Genomic DNA, 17,333 nt, shown 5'->3' with positions numbered 1-17,333 from the left:
AGCTGTGTCCGAGAGATAGGCGCCGCCGGCCATTCTTCGAAGAAATCCAAAAACAAGTGGCAGCCGATATCCTGCGCAAAGATAAGATTGGCACGATCCGACTGCGCCCACGGCGAAAGTCTGACAGGCGCCGGAAAGATCAAGTATCCAAGGAAACTAACGGGTTAATCCTGCGCCTTCGAGCCTTGCCGACGAATCAGCTCGGGCTCGATAGCATCGGGATTGCGATCACTCGCCGGTCTTGAAATAGGCTTCCAGCCGGTAGCCATCGGGATCGATGACGAATGCCGCATAGTAGAACTGGCTATAGTCCGGCCTGATGCCCGGCTTGCCGTTGTCTTCACCGCCATTGGCAATGCCGGCGGCGTAGAAAGCGTCGACGGCTTCCTGGCTGGCCGCGACGAAGCAGAAGTGCAGGCCGGAGCTGCGATCGGCAGGCACGGGATGCTCGACTTCGCTGACCCAGAATTGAGGGCGTTCGGCGCCATATCCGATCGTGCCGTCGAAATTGCTCAGACGCTCATAGCCGAGCGGCAAGAGTGCCGCGTCGTAAAACGTCTGCGCCCGCGCCAGGTCTTTGACGCCGATCGAGATATGGTCGAACATGAAAACAAGCTCCCGCCGAGTTATCTGCAGAGCTTTGCCGGAGGCCGTGCCCCTGGGGAGACGCCGGCTTTTGCAAGTCCGCAGGTGCAATTTCGCCTCACCATCTTGCAATGATTATGCGAAGTCAACAAAGCGATGCGGCGAGTTGCAGGATCATCCGACCCCAAGCCATTCAGCTGAATCCAAGATCGTTTTGAGCGTTGCCGATCTTGATGATTTGCCTGGGACGGAAGTACGATTTGCCGGCGTTTCGGTCGTCACGCAGATTTTTCCAAACGACTGTCGATTTCCAGAGGGCTGCTTCGTCGTCAATATGAGCGGGCTTGTTGAGCGGCAATGGTGCCGGCGTCTCGCTTCGGAGGAATTTTCCCATGCGTTTCATGTCTATTGTCACTGCCAAGGATTTCATGCATCCGACGCCGGAGCTTCTCGAGGCCATCCACAAGATCGCCGATCGGGAGATCAAGGCCGGCCGGATGATCGATACGGCCGGGCTGATGCCGCTTGCGACCGGCGCGCGGGTCACGATCAAGGATGGCAAGTTGAGCGTCGTCGACGGTCCCTTCGTCGAGGCCAAGGAAGTCGTCGGCGGGTATGCGATATTCGAGCTGCAAAGCAAGGAAGAGGCCGTGGCGCTCGCGGTTGAATTCATGCAGCTGCATAAGGATTTCATGCCCGGCTGGGAAGGTACATGCGAGGTGCGCGCCTACTTCGAGCCAAATGCCGAGGGTGTATGCGACCCGCTCGCCGAAGCAAGGGCATGATGACTTCGATCTGTCAGCGGGGCGGGCGGCCGTGACGGTCGCCGGCGCCCATCGTGCGATCCTCGCCGTCTGGCGAATAGAGCAGCCGAGGCTCATCACCAGCCTGGCGCGATTGCTGCGCGACGTGCCGCTGGCCGAGGATCTTACTCAAGAAGCACTGATCGTGGCTTTGGAGCGATGGCCGGAGACGGGCATCCCCGAGCGCCCCGGCGCATGGCTTATGACCACCGCCAAACGCCGGGCGCTCGACCATCTGCGCCGCCGCCGCATGCTTGACCAGAAACACGAGTTGATCGTTCGGGAGATGGAGGAGGACGAGCAGATCATGCCTGATCTTGACACCCCTCTCGATGACGATATCGGCGATGAAATGCTGCGCCTGATCTTTACGGCCTGCCATCCGCTGATTTCGCGCGAAGCACGCGTGGCGCTGGCCTTGCGGATGATCTGCGGCCTGACGACGGAAGAGATCGCCAGGGCGTTCCTGGTGTCGGAAGCGACGATCGCGCAGCGCATCGTCCGCGCCAAGAAAACACTGTCTGAATCGGGGCTTACCTATGAGACGCCGCACGGCGAGGAACTGTCGCAGCGCCTGGCCTCGGTGCTGGAGGTTGTCTATCTGATCTTCAATGAGGGCTATACGGCAGCGCGCGGCGAAAACTGGCTGCGGCTGCAATTGTGCAATGAGGCGCTGCGGCTGGGCAGGGTGCTGACTTCCGTTGCTCCGCTGGAGCCGGAAGCGCATGCGCTGCTGGCCTTGATGGAGCTGAATGCGTCCCGTGCGGCGGCGCGGACGGATGCCGACGGCAACCCGATCCTTCTGCTCGAGCAAGATCGTGCTCGTTGGGATCGGCTGCAGATTCAGCGCGGTTTGCAGGCGCTGAAGCGGGTACAGCAACTTGGCGGTGCCGGCGGGGTCTATGCGCTTCAGGCCGCGATCATTGCCTGTCATGCGAGGGCCGGGACCGCCGAGGAAACCGACTGGCGGCGGATCGCCGACCTCTACGCGGAGCTTGCCGATCTCATTCCGTCCCCGGTCGTCGAACTCAACCGCGCCGTTGCCGTCGGCATGGCCGACGGTCCCGAAGCGGCACTGGCGATCATCGAGCGTCTGTATGATGAGCCTGCACTGAAGGACTATCATCTTCTGCCGAGCGTTCGCGGCGATCTTCTCTATAAGCTTGGCCGCCACGACGAAGCGCGGCGAGCCTTCGAAACGGCCGCCGCGCTTGCTGAAAATCAGAGGGAACGTGATCTTCTTCTGCGTCGTGCAGCCGAGGCTACCCGTGCGGAGAAGGAGTGACCCGTCTATCGGGCGGGCCATCTTGCTTCGAGCTATTCTGCAGCCTGATAATTCGTGGCTCTTGCAGCGGAGGACCGCGGCCCGACGGCGGCAAGCAGGGTGATCGCGGCGGCAAGGATCGTCACGAAGCCGATGCCCGCGATGTAGGGGTTCCAGCCGAAGCTCGGTGCGGCGCTGAAGACCGCCGATGCTGCCGCCAGGACGATACCGCCGCCGATCTGGAAGGAAGCAAATAGCATGCCCGAAGCCAGGCCGGATTCGTCATCGCCGACGTCAGACAGAGCGGCGACCTGGATCGACGGATAGGTCATGGCATAGCCGACGCCGAGCAGCAGCTGTGAGATGATGACGAGCACGATCGTATCGATCTGGCCGGCCGACAGCACCCAGAAGAGATAGCTGATGGCCTGCAATCCGACGCCGAACGTCATCAGCGTCGTCGTACCGCGATTCTGCCCGATGGTGGCAAAGCGGGGTGCGAGGAACATCACGCAGGTGCCGCCGATGGCGAAGGCGAAGCCAGTGGCGAAGGCCGACCAGCCGACGACGGTCTGGTAGTAGAGCGTCGCGATGAACTGGAAGCCGACATAGGCTCCCTGGAACAGCGCGGCGATGGCATTGGCATGGCTAAGCTTGGCACGGCGGAACATGGCAAGCGGCACCATCGGATCGTGATGGCGCGATTCCACGACCAGGAACAGCACGATCAGGATCAGCGCGGCGAGGAGCGATCCCCAGGTTGCGAAAGCCTGCCAGCCGTCGGCGGCAGCGTTGGTGACGCCGAAGACGAAGAGCAGCAGGCCAGGGGTGATCGTCAAGGCGCCGGCCCAGTCGAAACGGGCGCTCTGACCGCTTCGCTTGTGATCGGCGGGCAGGACCAGAGGTGCTACGATCAGGGCGAGGATGGCGACGGGTGCGCCCATGACCAGGGTTGCCCGCCAGCTGATGATGGTCGCCGCGCCACCGAGCACCATGCCGAGTACGAAGCCAGCTGCACCGGTGGAGGAGAATACCCCGAGCGCCTTGGCGCGGGCCGGGCCTTCTCCGAAGACGGAGAGCAGCAGCGCGAGGGCAGCCGGTGCCGTAAAGGCCGCCGCAATGCCCTTAATCAGGCGAGCGGCGATCAGCGTCGGGGCGCTATCGACGAAGCCACCGGCAATGCTTGCGGCAGCAAAGACTGCGAGCGACCAGAGAAAGACGCGGCGGTGGCCGAAGAGATCGGCGACACGACCGCCGAGCAGCAGAAAGCCGCCATAGCCGAGCACATAGGCGCTGACGGCCCATTGCAGCGAGGTCGCCTGCATGCCCAGCTCTTTCTGGATTGCGGGCAGGGCCACGCCGATGGTGGAGACGTCCATGGCGTCGAGGAAATTGGCGGCGCATAGCAGCAGCAACGCCAATCCCGCTCCGCTTCGGGTAGTGGAAGAAGTCATCGGGATCGTTCCTTTCTAGAGCCGTCAGGCGCTTCTCGGAGCGCTCGAAGGCCCTATGCCGTTGTTCACTCGCAATTCCGGACGGAAAACCGCTACGCAGTTTTCCTGGAATTGCTCCGGGCTGCCGTTTCTTGGGAGATTGAAAGCGGCAGGGAACGAGAAAATGTACATCTTCAAACCCTATTGCAAATTGATAGTAACCATGTCAGGTATTACTGACGATGATGAATGATGCGACGCTTCGAAAAATCGATCTCAACCTGCTGCTCGCTTTTTCCGTGCTGATGCAGGAGCGGAATGTGAGCCGAGCGGCCGAGCGACTGCTGCTCGGCCAGCCGGGTCTTTCCGCAGCACTTCGCCGGCTGCGCGAGACGCTGGATGACGAATTGTTCGTGCGCGTCGGCCGCGGTTTGCAGCCGACGCCGCGGGCGCTGTCCATCGCGCCGGCGATCGAGGATGCGCTATCCGGCATCGAGCGCGCCATTCGCCCGCCGGCAGCTTTCGATCCGGCGGATTGGCATGGTGAGTTCCGCATCGGTCTTTGCGATAATCTCGAATCGTCCTTCTTCGGGCCGCTGGTGGCGCGGCTGCGTCAACTCGCGCCGAATGCCCGGCTGACCAGCGTGGCGTTCGATCGGCGCGACGCCGTGCGCCTACTGGACGAGGGCGCCTTTGACTTCAGCATATCCGTTCATGACGAGCCGGCCTCCTGGCATGTTCGCGCGCCGCTGTTCGAGCAAGCGTCCTTGTGCATCTACGATGCACGGCATCTGAAATGCGCAACGCCGCTCAGCCTGAAGCATTTCGCAACTGCGCCGCATGTGACCGTTTCGCTTGAAGGCGCTGTCTCCAGCGGTGTCGACGTCGCTCTCGCGCGCCTTGGCCATCGTCGACACGTCGTAGCGACGGTTCCCCGCTTTTCCGCACTGCCGACGACGCTGCGGGCCATCCCTGCCATCGCGACGGTTCCCGAAGCCATTGCGCGCTGCATGGCACAGCTGCATGATCTGACGATTTCGGAGCCGCCGTTCGAATTGCCGGCCGATCCGGTGACGATGCTCTATCGGCGCGTCGATCAGGCCGATAGCCGCTCGGTGTGGTTCCGCCGCCTGTTCGTGGAGGTGGTGAAGGAAGCGCTTAAGGCGAGCGGATGCCGCATGGGTGTATCGACCGACGCTTGTTGCTACGATCCGCCGATGCTGGCCGAGGCGGTGTAATCCTCTTGACGGGCGATCGGCCGCGTTCGCCGATCAAACAGGATTGCTGCTCGGGGTGAGGGCGTATGGGCTTCACCCTCAATCGCTTGTGCGGGTTGGCTCCTGCTTTTGCCCATATCGTCGTCGCAAAGCTGCAGCATATCTTTGCGCGACAAGTTCTAGCCGTCCGGATAGGGCATGCCGTCCTTGTGCACGAACCGTCCATCGGTGCTTGAGCTCATCATGTCGACGTCGGAGCAGGTGATGAGGTCGGTCGGCGAACGCGTGCCGGCTTCGAGGTAGACGGCCGTCCTGTCGGATCTGTTGATCATGTGGTGGCCGTTGCCCGAATTCTTCGGGAAGGCCGCGCAATCGCCGGCGCGCAGCACCGTCTCGCCTCCATCCTCGACCAGCGTCAGCTCGCCTTCCAGCACATAGACGAACTCATCCTCTTCGGAATGCCAGTGCCGCTGGCTCGACCAATTGCCCGGCGGAAGCCGCATGAGATTGATCCCGAAATCGGTGAGGCCGCCGGCATCGCCCAACCGCTGCCGGAGGCGCTCGGCACAGGGATCGTTGAAGGGAGCGGGGTAGCGCGTACCTTTGAGTTTCGGCACGGCCGCAACATCGATCTTCGGCATGAGAAACCTGCCTGCGATTGTCCGGGGATGTAATGGATTTCGAGCTTGGGGCAAAGTCTAGCAAAGGTCGCCAAACTTCGTCCAGCGACGAATTTCACCTTTACGATCAGCACGGCGCATCGGCTTTGTCGAAAAAGCTCACGCTCACTTCTGGTGGGTTTTGAGGGCGGGCACGCTATTCCAGCCGGACCAGCGGCCGGAAAATATCTCCCGGGAGCGTTTCGCCAGGCCGGGTCTGCCGCTCAGTGTGTAGACAACAACGCCCATCAGCGGCCGTAGAAGGTGAGGCAGGAAGAACTGAAGGCTGTAGTCGTGCTTGCGCATCACATAGCCCATGCCGACGCTGTAGGCGCGAATCTTTGCGACACTGCCGGGCGAGGCGCGGTCGCTGAGGTCTTCTGGATGATGACCGACCAGCGTTGGAACGTAATAGCCCCGATACCCGGCTTTCAGCAGTTTCAAGGCGATGTCTTGAACCTCGTACCCGCCCCAGCGGGTGCCCGCGCCCGGGCCGATTTCCCCGGCGAATCCCCCAACTTCTTCGAATGCGCTCCTCCTGATGACGATCGCCCATTCGATGAGCGTCGTCCAGACGGTCTTGCGATCAACGAGAGTGGGGGCCTTTTCGAAGGTGCCCATGATCGTATTGCCTTCGAGATCAACGGGACGGCCGCTGTAGAAGTCACTCGGATGAGCTGCCCTCAACACATCGAATTGGGAGATGAAATCCTCCGGGTACCAGCAGTCGTCATCGGGGAAGAGAAGCCACTCGCCACTCGCAAAAGTAGCGCCAAGATTGCGCGCGCGGCACACTCCGCGGCTTTCGGCGCGCTTTCTCATGATGCGCAATTTGTCAGACCAGATGTCCAGAATAGGGGTCAATCGATCATCATTGTTCTGATCGACAACGATAATCTCGAAATTATTCACCGTCTGGGCTGCCAGTGAATTGAGCAGCCTTTCGATTTCGTGCGTTCGGCCAAGCGTTGCGATAACTATGGACAACACAATTTCAGAGCTTCGCAGTGCCATTACAAGTCCAATGGATGAATGAACGGGGGCGCATTCTTGTAAATCTTAGGTATTGCCGAAATTTCTAATGAAAACATGAATAACTTAAGTAAAGTTGCTTCATGCGAATTTTTCAGGATTGTTGCCCGTCAATCCTGATGGCGGCTCGCTTTCGATGGCAATTGTCTTAGTAGATCTGGGAAAGAGTTGGAACGTGATTCACGCGCTATGGTGAAAACCATCGGCATCGTGCGGTAACGCTGCGCCGGATCGAAGTATTGCTAGAGCCTCCACGTCAGCTCGGCGCTGCGGTCAATTTGATTGCTCCGGTTCCGTATTCTCGCAAGGATTGTAGTTTCTGATGCCTTCCCTCCGCTGGAGCGATGCTTATCAATCGGCACAGTGATGAGGCCCCATGATAGCGCCGAGATAGGCGGCGGCCAATCTAGCGCTCTGCGGTCCGACGCTCGTCTAACGCCAAGTTTTTTGTGATAATGGGTATTCCGCAGGTCACCCGATCTGCCCAAATATCGAGGGAGGATGTCCTATGCCACTGTTCGTAACAACAGGGTGCTATACAGCCACGTCAATGAAGGGAATGATTGACAATCCATCGAACCGAGAAAAGGCGGCCCGTGGCATCATGGAAGCAGCCGGCGGGAAACTGCATTCATTCTACGTCACGACCGGCGAAACCGACTGGATGGCAATCACGGAATTCGACGATGGTGCTCACCTGACCCCCGCACTTCTCGTCATCAGTGCATCGGGAGCCGTATCGAATGTCAAAACCGTGCGAGCCTACACGAGCGCGGAATTCAAGGCTGCGCAAGAGAAGGCGGGCACAATCGCATCTTCATACAAGCCCCCGGCAAAATAAGCAGGTCACTGGTTGAAACATCTCTGGCAGCGGATCGAACCTCCGCTGCCAGAAACGATGTGTCGGCGCGCAATGAGGCCGCATTCGGCCGCGGATGCCACGCGGGCTGCCCGATTCGCTGGAGAGCTCCTCGCGATCGCGAGGAGATAGCGGAAAGGCCGCGCGCGAGAACGGCCATCCGGTTCGCCTGAGAGAGACCGTCACGCGCAGGAGATCTTGTTCCGGTCTCAAGTCGGCCCGTTTGAGGTGTTAAGAAGAGCTTAGAAGATTTGCAGCGCTCCGCAATGCCCGCTGTCGGCGCGAGCAGGAGATCCGCGGTCCGGCGTTTTCAACGCTTTTTCACCGCGATGTCGGATCGCCACATGCTCTTGCACCTTAGACGCTCTGGCGGGCAGACGTCGGCTCCTAAGCGTGAAGGAAACGGGCCATGATCTCGGTTTACGGCGAGGCCCGCTACGGGCGTTGCTGCCGCCGGGGTTCCAAATATGGAGAATGTGTCTATTCCGTTCCTGGCCCATCGGACCTAGTCCGGGTCTGCATCTTAGCCAGGCGTTGGCGATTCTATTTTGCGTGCTAAAGCTGGCGCCGATCTGCGCCAAAGGTCGCGCCGCGCCGCATCGGCACGAGATTGTCACCCATGTCTTAGGTACGTTTTGTTACCTATGTCTCCGGGCTGGACAAGAAAAAGCTTGGCGCACCCGACAGGATTCGAACCTGTGACCTTTGGAATCGGAATCCAACACTCTATCCAGCTGAGCTACGGGTGCATGCCTTAGGCGGGTTGAATCGCCTGTCCGATGGCTGGTTCTTAGCCTAGGAAGCGTTTGGCTTCAATGCGGAAAATTCAGGAAAGCGCATAACGGCGTTTTTGAATGGAAAAGGCCGCGAGCTTTTGGGCCGCGGCCTTGCGTCGTGTGCGGCAGTTTCGGCCTATTCCTTCATAGCGCCGGGACCGGGGATGGCCTTTGGCGGCACCTTGCCGAGGATGATCATGCCCAGCACTTCGTCCTTGGTGACGTCTTCGGTGCGGGCGTGGCCGACGACCTGGCCGTTCTTCATGACAGAGACGCGGTCGGCGAGGTCGAAGACGTCGTGGATGTCGTGGCTGATGAGGAAGATGCCGATGCCTTCCTTCTTCAGCTGCTTGATCAGCTCGCCGACCTGCGCCGTTTCCTGCGGGCCGAGCGCCGCCGTCGGCTCGTCCATGATAAGGATGCGGGCGTCGAAGAGGATGGCGCGGGCGATTGCCACCGACTGGCGCTGGCCACCGGAGAGCGCCTTTACCGGCTCCTTGAAGCGCTTGAAGTTGGGGTTGAGGCGCCCCATCACTTCCCGGGCCTTGGCTTCCATCGCGACATCGTCGAGCGTGCCCCAGCGGGTCTGCAGCTCGCGGCCGAGATAGAGGTTGGCGGCGGCGTCGACATTGTCGGCGACGGCGAGCGTCTGGTAGATCGTCTCGATGCCGTATTTCTTGGCGTCGCGCGGCGTGCGGATATCGGCGGGTTCGCCATTAATCAGGATGTCGCCGCTGTCACGCTTGTAGGCGCCGGAGAGGATCTTGATCAGGGTCGATTTGCCGGCGCCGTTATGGCCGAGAAGGGCGACGACTTCGCCGGGGTAGAGGTCCACCGAGGCGTTGTCGACCGCGTGAATGCCGCCGAAGGCGATGGAAATGTTCTTCATTTCCACAAGCGGAGCGTTTTTATCCGTCATGGTTCAGAATTCCTTTTACTTGGCGCGCGAGCGGTAGACGATGTCGAGCCAGACCGCGACGACCAGGACGACGCCGACAACGACGTTCTGGATCGGCGTGTCGACATTGGCGAGGCCCATGCCCGATTGCAGCGACTGCATGACCAGGGCGCCGAGCATGGCGCCGGCGATCGTGCCGCTGCCGCCGGCAAGCGACGTGCCGCCGATGACGGCCGCTGCGATGGTGAAGAGTTCGTAGGTGGTGCCCTGCGAATTGGCAGCGGCATTCAGGCGGGCAGTGGAGATGGCCGCGGCAACGGCTGCGAGCAACCCCATCAGCGCGAAGATGCGCACCGTCACCCAGCGGGTCTTGATGCCGGCGAGTTCAGCCGCCTCCGGGTTGCCGCCGATGGCGAAGACATAACGGCCGAAACGCAGGCGCGTGGCGATGAAGGTCATGACGATACCGATGCCGACGGCAATCAGCACGGGCACGGCGATGCCGTAGGGGATGTCGAGACCGTTTTCCGGCCAGGGAATATTGTGCTCCGTCGCGTATTTCTTCGCGATGCCCACGGGCCAGTAGTAGATGTTGAAGACATAGATCGTGCCGAGCACCAGGGTCGAGCCGAGGACGGCGAGGAAATATTCGGCCCAGAGCGGCCGGCGCGGAAAGTTGAAGCGCTTGCGCTGGTGGCGTTCGCCGATGATGCCGAGCACGATCATCACGCAGGCAAGCACGCCGAGGATCCAGCTCCAGGTGGCGCCGATCGAGCCTTCTGCGCCGCCGCCCATGATGCGGAAGGTCGTGTCGAGCGGCGCGACCGTCTGACCGCTGGTGACATACCAGGCAAGGCCGCGCCAGGCGAGAAGGCCGCCAAGGGTGACGATGAAGGAGGGCACATTGCAGAATGCGATGATGACGCCCTGGAACGTGCCGAGCAGCGTGCCGATGAAGAGACCGCAGATCAAGGTGATGACCCAGGTCCAGGAACTGTCGAAGCCGAGATAGGCGGGCAGATATTTCGCCTGAATGACGCCCATGATCATGGCGACGAAGCCGAGCAGCGAGCCGACCGAAAGGTCGATATTGCGGGTGACGATGACGAGCACCATGCCGGTAGCGAGCACCGCGATCTCGCAGGTCTGGACCGAAAGGTTCCAGAGATTTCGGGGCGTCAGGAACAAGCCGCCGGTATAAAAATGAAAGCCGATCCAGATGACCAGCAGTGCGCCGATCATGCCAAGCAGGCGGGTATCGATTTCGGTGGCGCGCAGGAAGCGCGTCAATGCGCCTTCCTCTGCGTTGCGCGGACCGCTCGATGTTGTGGAATGTGTCATGTCGGCCATCGCTTTGCCGTTCTCCCACTGTTGGGCGCAGGCCCGCGATTGCACTTCGTTGATCGCCGGGCAGTATCCGCGCTGGTCACAATAGACGCCATCGCTCGCCCACCCGGTTTGTTCCGGTTCCACGACCGCCATCCGGCAGGCCGATCGGATACGCGATGACGCAACACATGCGGGAAACCCTTCTCTCCATTCTGGGTGGAGTTGTCTGCTTCTTATCCGCATTCGACGCCGCAACGGAAAGCCCCTTGCGGCGTCGGCATTATATTCGGGTCAACCCGTCAAGCCTGGTGGCTTATTTGCAGGCGGCAACGCTGCCGGCCTTCACGCCCTGGCAAGCTTCAGCCTTGGAAATCCAGCCGGCGTCGATGACGACGTTCAGATTGTCCTTGGTGACCGGGATCGGGGTCAGGAAGACCGACTTCATCGCAACATGCTTCGGACCACCGTTGAAGGTCTGTACGCCGGCGATCTCGTCGAGCTTCTTGCCCTTGGCGAGGTCGATGGCGATTTCGGCGGCGCGCTTGCCGAGTTCGCGCGAGTCCTTCCAGACCGAGACGGTCTGCGTGCCGAGCGCGATGCGGTTCAGAGCAGCCTTGTCGGCGTCCTGGCCGGAAACCGGCACGGAGCCGGCGAGACCCTGGGCGTCGAGGGCTGCGACTGCGCCCCCGGCGGTGCCGTCGTTGGAGGCGACGACCGCGTCAACCTTGTTGTTGTTGGCGGTCAGGAACTGCTCCATGTTGCGCTGCGCGTTCTGCGGCAGCCAGCCGTCGGTGTAAGCTTCGCCGACGTTCTTGATCTTGCCAGCATCGATGGCGGACTTCAGCACTTCCATCTGGCCGGAGAAGAGGAAGTCGGCGTTCGGGTCGGACGACGAGCCCTTGATGAAGACGTAGTTGCCTTGCGGCTTGGCCTTCAGCACGTCGCGAGCCTGCATGCGGCCCACTTCCTTGTTGTCGAAGGTGATGTAGAAGGCAGCCGGATTTTCGATCAGGCGGTCGTAGCCGACAACCGGAATGCCTTCGTCGGCGGCCTTTTCGACGGCCGGGCCGATGGCGTCGGAATCCTGCGCGAGAATGATGAGAGCGCTGGCACCCTGGGAAATCAGGGATTCAACGTCGGTCAGCTGCTTCGACGCAGACGACTGGGCGTCGGCGGAAATATACTTGGCGCCGGCTGCCGCCAGAGCCTTCTTGATGGCTGCTTCATCCGTCTTCCAACGCTCTTCCTGGAAGTTGGACCAGGAAACGCCGACGACGAGATCCTTGGCGAAGGCGGCCGTCTGCATGGTCAAAACGATGGCCGCGCCTGCGGCCAGCTTGATGAAAGCTTTCATGTGATCCTCCCGAGTGAATGCGACCGCACGTATCCTGAACTCCCGTCGGCCGCCGCGATAACGCTGACGAGAAAAGCTTTTGACTTTTTTCTCGACAGTCGAGAAATTTACTGTCAGAGATTTTTTCAACTGTCAACACCCGCATTGTCAGGTTAAATCGGCTGCCCGATAAGAGTCGTCCGAAGATGCGGAAGAGAGGGTTGAATGTGCGGGAGGCTTACCGATGCTGGCCAAATCGAGCACCGAATTGGTCCGTCAGAAAAACAGCGCCTTGGTTCTGTCGGCATTGCGCCGGCACGGCCCGCTCGCCCATACCGAACTTTCTGATTTTACGAAGCTTTCGTCTGCGACCGTATCGGTGATCACGGCCGATCTGGAGCGGGCGCAGATCATCGAGAAGGCGGAACAGCAGGCGGCCAGCGGCCGCGGCAGGCCGCGGGTTCTGTTCTCGCAGCGGCGCAACTGCGGCTATCTTATCGTCGTCGTCATCTCTTCCGATGCCGTGCAATATTCGCTGGTGGATTATGCCGGACGGCTGATTGACCGTTTCAGCGAAGAGCGCTCGCAGGAGGCATCCGGCGTTGGCCCGTTTGTGGCCGATCTGCGCGACGCCCTGCGGCGGATTGCTGCCCGTTCACAGCTGGCACACGACAAGGTGCTGATGATTTCTATCAGCAGCAAAGGCCTTGTCGATACCTCGGAGCCGGTGCTTCGCTGGTCGCCGATCTTCGGGCGCGATGAAATCGACTTTGCCGCCGTGCTTCGCGATGAATGGCCGGCCAAGATCATTCTCGGCAACGAAACCTTGCTCGTCGCTTCCGCTCTCGGCCGGCAGGAAGAAAACAACAAAGGTTCCGATTTCCGCGCAATGGCGGCACTGTCGCTTGGGCATAGTATCGGCCTCGGCATCGTGCGTCGGGGGGAGGAGGGCGGGCACCAGGTGTCGGCACCCAATTTTGGGCACATGATGCATGTGCCCGGCGGTGGTCTCTGCCGTTGCGGGGCGCGGGGCTGCATAGAGGCTTATGCCGGTTTCTACGCCATGCTGCGCACCGCTTTCGACGTGCCGCTCGATACGATCCCGGCGAAGTTCGTTCCCATTGCTGAACTGGACAAGATCGCGGTCAGCGCCCGGCATGGCGGCCGCCGCAATATGTTGGCTTTCCGTCAGGCCGGTCTGGCGCTCGGCAACGGCCTCTCTCGCGTCTTGAGCCTGCACGAACGGATGCCGATCGTCATCACTGGCCCAGGCGTACGCTACTATGACCTGCTGATCGAGGGTATAACGGAAGGGCTGGCGGAATCGCATGTCGTGCGCATGGAGGGCATGCCGGAGCTGCGCGTCATCGTCGACGAGCCGACGCTCGTCTTCGAAGGACATTTGAATCACGCGTTTTCGATCATCGATAATGACATCGTGAGGAGGACGGCTTCGGTCGTGGAATTGCGCGGCCAAGCCGGTTGAGAGGTGACGATGAAGCGGGTCGCGACAACAGGTGCCTGGTTGGCGGACCTCAGCGCCTGCAATCGAATGCTGCCAAGAGAGGCATGATGCGGATCATGGCAGGCGCCATCGAGATCATTCCGTCGTCTCAAGATGCTGATCTAGGTCGCGAACGCGCAGAATGCGGTCGATCAATCCCCATCCCAGCGCTTCTTCCGCAGTCATGAAGTAGTCGCGATCCATGGCACGCTCGAATTCCTCGTAGGAGCGGCCGCAATGCTCGGCATAGAGCCGTGTCATGCGGTGTTTCGTTCGCTTGATTTCCTCGGCGTGGATGAGCATGTCGGACGCCTGACCCTGGAAGCCGCCCAAGGGCTGATGGATATGGATGCTGGCATTGGGCAGCGCGGCGCGCTGGCCGGGCTCGCCCGCCATCAGCAGGAAGGATCCCATCGAGCGGGCCGTTCCCATGCAGAGCGTATGCACCGGCGCGCGGATGTAACGCATGGTATCGTACATTGCGAGGCCGCTGGTCACGACACCGCCTGGCGAATTGATGTAAAGGCTGATCGGTTTCTTCGGGCTTTCTGCCTCGAGAAACAGCAGTTGCGCGCAGACGAGCGCCGAGACGGTATCGTTCACCTCGCCATTCAGGAAGATGATTCTCTCGCGCAACAGGCGGGAATAGATGTCGAAAGACCGTTCCCCTCTGCTGGATTGTTCCACGACCATAGGGACGAGTTGCATCGCTTCGCGCATCGGCGAACTCCAATCGTTTGAAATTGTTGACGGTTTTTGGGCGTCAGGCGGCGCGCATGACGCAGAAGCCGTTATTGTTTGCCGCAGCCTTTGCAGCTCCTCGAAGCCGCGCATCGTCGAGCTCGTGGATGATGCGCAGGCTCGTGCCGCCGCTTGCGTTCGGCGCGATCCGGAAGGTCACGGTGCTTTCGAAAAAAGGTGGCGCGTCATCGCGAAGCCGGTAGCTAACCTCTTCGCCCGGCGTGACCGAGATCGCCTCGGGATCGGCCAATGCCTCCTTCGGCAGCCAGTTTTCCCGAAGTTCAGGGGTGCTGACCGCGCGCCAAACCTTTTGCGGCGGCTCGCTGAACTCGTATTCCAGCTCTATCGCGTTCTTCTGTTCCGGCATCTTCTGGCGGTTCATTGGTCCATATCCTTCAACAAGAGCTTGAGAGCTTCCATGCGGGCAGGCCAGTAGGCGCGGTACTTCGCCAGCCACTGCGCGATGAGAGCAAGCCCCTCCGGATCGACTTCGTAGTTCACGAAACGCCCCCGTCGTTCTTCCCTGACCAGCCCGGCGACCCGCAGGACGCCGAGATGCTGGGACATGGCCGGCTGGCTGATCTCCATGCCTTCGCGCAGGGCGCTGGCGTTCATGCTGCCCGCAGCCAGCTTCTCGAAGATGGTGCGGCGGGTCGGGTCCGCCAAAGCCCGGAATATCTCGTTCTCTATCATGGCAACAGATAAGCTTACACTTATGCGATTGGCAAGCGGTTTTTGTGCGAGCCAGAGACTGATGGATTTTCGGCTGTCGGTGGCAGGACAGTATCTCGAGTGCCTGCCACCAGTCGCGATCACGCGCAGCCACGGAGCGTGCCAAAGAAAAAGTCCGCCGCGATGCGATTCGCGGCGGACTTTTGGGAGGATCATATTCCCTGCGGGAACTGAGCTGCTCAGTCGACCTTGATCAGGCGGCCTTCCTTGACCGACTGAAGCGCGGCGTCCGCCAGCTTCAGCGCGGCGAGGCCATCCTTGCCCGACGGCGTGATGGTGGCGCCCTTTTCGATCGCGGCGATGAAGCTTGCGATCTCGTTGGCATAGGCTTCGGTGTAGCGCGTCATGAAGAAATCATGCAGCGGCGGGCGGGTGTAGCCGTCGCCATTGGCAAGCTCGATGGAGAAGGGGCGCTGGTTTTCGGCAGCGACCATACCCTTCGAGCCGTGGATTTCGATACGCTGATCGTAGCCATAGGTGGCGCGGCGGGAGTTGGAGATGACCGCCTGCTTGCCCGATGCCGTCTGGAGGATGACGGAAACGCTGTCGTAATCGCCGGCTTCGCCGATCGCCTTGTCGACGAGCACGGCGGCGGTCGCGGTCACAGCCACTGGCTCTTCGCCGAGCAGGAAGCGTGCCATGTCGAAGTCATGAATGGTCATGTCGCGGAAAATGCCGCCGGAGCGCTTGATGTAATCGACGGGCGGGGCGCCCGGATCGCGCGAGGTGATCGTCACCATCTCGACTGTGCCGATGCGGCCTTCGTCGATGGCTTTCTTGACGGCCATGAAATGCGGGTCGAAGCGGCGGTTGAAGCCGACCATCAGCTTGCCCTTGGTTTCATCGACGACCTTGATGCAGGCCTTGACGCGGGCGAGGTCGAGATCGACGGGCTTTTCGCAGAAGACCGCCTTGCCGGCGCGCGAAAAGCGTTCGATGAGGTCGGCATGGGTATCGGTCGGCGTGCAGATGACGACAGCATCTATATCCTTAGCGGCTTCGATTGCCTCGATGGTGCGCACTTCGCAGCCGTATGCGGCGGAGATTGCTTCCGCAGCCGCCGGAAACGCATCCGCAACGGCCACGAGCTTGGCGTTGGCATCGCCGCTGACAGCCTTCGCATGCACCTTACCGATGCGACCAGCGCCGAGCAGGCCAAATCTGACAGTCATTCTTACCTCCCTGGATTCGGAATAAATGGACCGAATAATAATCTATATGGAATTTTCATTCCATTTTCCGAAGGCGGCGTCAAGCCGCCCGTTCTTCACAATTGCGAAAAGGATATTACCATACCGCCTTATCCGGAATTTGCCGGTGCGACTTTAATTTCGTTCAAAGTGCTTCACAGTTTTTGCAACGATGCGCTAAAGACAAATTTCCCTGAACAGGCCAGAGAGACCCATGCAACTGATCGATCCCAGCCATCCCATTTATAAGCCGCTTTGGGTACGGATCCTGATCGTTGCCGTCTGTTTTGGATGGGCTGCCGTCGAGACCCTTGGAGCACAGCCCTTCTGGGCTATGCTTTCGGGGGCGCTGGGAGCTTATTCGGCCTGGATGCTGCTATTGAATTTCAAGCCGCAGACGCCCGCCGCGAATGCTGAAGCAGTGCCGCAGGATGATGCTGGCGAGGAAGAAACCACTGCGGATGACAAGAAATAGTCATCGCTTCAAGCGACGTATGGCTTCGTCGATCAACTGATTGGCGAGTGTCATGCGGGTCGTTGCCTGTTCGCGGAAGGCTGCGTCGACACCGTCGGGGTGATTGGTCTTAGCGAAGTTGCGGCGCTTTTCCTGCAGGACCTCGCGCGTATGGTCTGATGTGATCGCAAGTTCCGCCGCCACCTCTTCTCGCGAGGTTCGGGCCAGATATTCCGGCATGACCGGCGGCTCCGGCTCTTCCGGTGCTGGTTCCGGTTGCGGCTCGGGCTGGATGATCGGATCGCCGAGATTGTCGCGATAGGCATCATCGGCCCGATGTGCTTCCGGCGTCTCGCCGCCAAGCACCGTTGCGGCAAAGCTGACGTTCAGGCCGCGGATGCGATGCGCACTCTCTTCCTTCTCTGGAACGTCCTCTTCGGCATCGAGGCGGTCGAGTACGGATTGGAATAGTGATTGCCTGAACAGCATGCCAGCCTCCATGCCATTTCCATAGGAACGGAAGT

General features: G+C 60.5%; 19 protein-coding genes and 1 tRNA gene. 6 read left to right on the top strand and 14 right to left on the bottom strand.

Going from position 1 to position 17,333, the window contains the following annotated elements; genetic code table 11:
* Positions 1 to 228 precede the first annotated feature (228 nt).
* Both RHSP_RS11965 and RHSP_RS11960 read right to left on the bottom strand, forming a co-directional pair.
* Positions 229 to 606: a VOC family protein gene (locus RHSP_RS11965; protein ID WP_004116915.1), complete on the bottom strand. Its 378-nt coding sequence runs from the start codon at positions 604 to 606 to the stop codon at positions 229 to 231.
* 172 nt (positions 607 to 778) lie between these two features.
* On the bottom strand, positions 779 to 988 hold the full coding sequence (locus tag RHSP_RS11960) for a hypothetical protein (protein WP_157385339.1): 210 nt from the start codon (positions 986 to 988) through the stop codon (positions 779 to 781).
* Between RHSP_RS11960 and RHSP_RS11955 the strand changes: the two genes are divergently transcribed.
* Entirely contained in the window at positions 978 to 1,370 is a 393-nt protein-coding gene (locus RHSP_RS11955; protein WP_037151348.1) for a YciI family protein, read from the top strand. The genes RHSP_RS11960 and RHSP_RS11955 overlap by 11 nt on opposite strands.
* 31 nt (positions 1,371 to 1,401) lie before the next feature.
* Positions 1,402 to 2,673, top strand: a complete 1,272-nt coding sequence (locus RHSP_RS11950) for an RNA polymerase sigma factor (RefSeq protein ID WP_037151424.1) — start codon at positions 1,402 to 1,404, stop codon at positions 2,671 to 2,673.
* 32 nt (positions 2,674 to 2,705) lie between these two features.
* On the opposite strand, the gene RHSP_RS11945 is transcribed toward RHSP_RS11950, so the two are convergent.
* Positions 2,706 to 4,106 (bottom strand): MFS transporter, encoded by a 1,401-nt coding sequence (locus RHSP_RS11945; RefSeq protein ID WP_004116909.1) that lies wholly within the window; start codon positions 4,104 to 4,106, stop codon positions 2,706 to 2,708.
* A gap of 221 nt (positions 4,107 to 4,327) precedes the next feature.
* Here RHSP_RS11945 and RHSP_RS11940 point away from each other — a divergent pair, with 221 nt between their 5' ends.
* On the top strand, positions 4,328 to 5,323 hold the full coding sequence (locus RHSP_RS11940) for a LysR family transcriptional regulator (protein ID WP_004116907.1): 996 nt from the start codon (positions 4,328 to 4,330) through the stop codon (positions 5,321 to 5,323).
* A 158-nt stretch (positions 5,324 to 5,481) separates the two neighbouring features.
* Here RHSP_RS11940 and RHSP_RS11935 read toward each other — a convergent pair whose 3' ends face one another.
* Both RHSP_RS11935 and RHSP_RS11930 read right to left on the bottom strand, forming a co-directional pair.
* A complete protein-coding gene (locus RHSP_RS11935) occupies positions 5,482 to 5,943 on the bottom strand; it encodes a cupin domain-containing protein (RefSeq protein ID WP_004116903.1) in 462 nt (153 codons plus the stop codon).
* A gap of 144 nt (positions 5,944 to 6,087) precedes the next feature.
* Positions 6,088 to 6,975: a glycosyltransferase family 2 protein gene (locus RHSP_RS11930; protein ID WP_004116900.1), complete on the bottom strand. Its 888-nt coding sequence runs from the start codon at positions 6,973 to 6,975 to the stop codon at positions 6,088 to 6,090.
* Positions 6,976 to 7,501: 526 nt separating this feature from the next.
* On the opposite strand from RHSP_RS11930, the gene RHSP_RS11925 reads away from it, so the two are divergent.
* Entirely contained in the window at positions 7,502 to 7,834 is a 333-nt protein-coding gene (locus RHSP_RS11925; RefSeq protein ID WP_004116896.1) for a GYD domain-containing protein, read from the top strand.
* A gap of 690 nt (positions 7,835 to 8,524) precedes the next feature.
* Here the strand turns inward: RHSP_RS11925 and RHSP_RS11920 are convergent.
* The 4 genes from RHSP_RS11920 to xylF all read right to left on the bottom strand — a co-directional run bounded on the left by RHSP_RS11920 (position 8,525) and on the right by xylF (position 12,209).
* A tRNA-Arg gene (locus RHSP_RS11920) sits at positions 8,525 to 8,601 on the bottom strand.
* Between the two features lie 163 nt (positions 8,602 to 8,764).
* Positions 8,765 to 9,547 carry an ATP-binding cassette domain-containing protein gene (locus tag RHSP_RS11915; RefSeq protein ID WP_037151343.1) on the bottom strand — a complete coding sequence of 261 codons (783 nt, stop codon included), beginning with the start codon at positions 9,545 to 9,547 and terminating at the stop codon, positions 8,765 to 8,767.
* 15 nt (positions 9,548 to 9,562) lie between these two features.
* Positions 9,563 to 10,876 carry a sugar ABC transporter permease gene (locus RHSP_RS11910; RefSeq protein WP_037151340.1) on the bottom strand — a complete coding sequence of 438 codons (1,314 nt, stop codon included), beginning with the start codon at positions 10,874 to 10,876 and terminating at the stop codon, positions 9,563 to 9,565.
* Between the two features lie 292 nt (positions 10,877 to 11,168).
* Positions 11,169 to 12,209, bottom strand: coding sequence for a D-xylose ABC transporter substrate-binding protein (gene xylF, locus RHSP_RS11905; protein ID WP_037151337.1), 1,041 nt, complete (start codon positions 12,207 to 12,209; stop codon positions 11,169 to 11,171).
* Positions 12,210 to 12,432: 223 nt separating this feature from the next.
* On the opposite strand from xylF, the gene RHSP_RS11900 reads away from it, so the two are divergent.
* Complete coding sequence (locus RHSP_RS11900; RefSeq protein ID WP_004116889.1) at positions 12,433 to 13,674, top strand: ROK family transcriptional regulator; 1,242 nt, start codon at positions 12,433 to 12,435, stop codon at positions 13,672 to 13,674.
* A 114-nt stretch (positions 13,675 to 13,788) separates the two neighbouring features.
* Here the strand turns inward: RHSP_RS11900 and RHSP_RS11895 are convergent, their stop codons facing one another.
* The 4 genes from RHSP_RS11895 to iolG form a co-directional block, all read right to left on the bottom strand.
* A complete protein-coding gene (locus tag RHSP_RS11895) occupies positions 13,789 to 14,412 on the bottom strand; it encodes an ATP-dependent Clp protease proteolytic subunit (RefSeq protein WP_004116886.1) in 624 nt (207 codons plus the stop codon).
* A 43-nt stretch (positions 14,413 to 14,455) separates the two neighbouring features.
* Positions 14,456 to 14,815: an SRPBCC family protein gene (locus tag RHSP_RS11890; protein WP_004116883.1), complete on the bottom strand. Its 360-nt coding sequence runs from the start codon at positions 14,813 to 14,815 to the stop codon at positions 14,456 to 14,458.
* On the bottom strand, positions 14,812 to 15,126 hold the full coding sequence (locus RHSP_RS11885) for an ArsR/SmtB family transcription factor (RefSeq protein WP_037151334.1): 315 nt from the start codon (positions 15,124 to 15,126) through the stop codon (positions 14,812 to 14,814). The genes RHSP_RS11890 and RHSP_RS11885 overlap by 4 nt, the downstream gene beginning before the upstream one ends.
* A 218-nt stretch (positions 15,127 to 15,344) precedes the next feature.
* A complete protein-coding gene (gene iolG, locus RHSP_RS11880; protein ID WP_004116877.1) occupies positions 15,345 to 16,337 on the bottom strand; it encodes an inositol 2-dehydrogenase in 993 nt (330 codons plus the stop codon).
* Between the two features lie 232 nt (positions 16,338 to 16,569).
* On the opposite strand from iolG, the gene RHSP_RS11875 reads away from it, so the two are divergent.
* Positions 16,570 to 16,830 (top strand): hypothetical protein, encoded by a 261-nt coding sequence (locus RHSP_RS11875; RefSeq protein ID WP_004116874.1) that lies wholly within the window; start codon positions 16,570 to 16,572, stop codon positions 16,828 to 16,830.
* Here the strand turns inward: RHSP_RS11875 and RHSP_RS11870 are convergent, their stop codons facing one another.
* On the bottom strand, positions 16,831 to 17,298 hold the full coding sequence (locus tag RHSP_RS11870) for a hypothetical protein (protein WP_004116872.1): 468 nt from the start codon (positions 17,296 to 17,298) through the stop codon (positions 16,831 to 16,833).
* Positions 17,299 to 17,333 lie beyond the last annotated feature (35 nt).

The organism is Rhizobium freirei PRF 81 (assembly GCF_000359745.1).
Lineage (GTDB): Bacteria > Pseudomonadota > Alphaproteobacteria > Rhizobiales > Rhizobiaceae > Rhizobium > Rhizobium freirei.
This window is presented reverse-complemented; position numbering and strand designations above follow the sequence as displayed.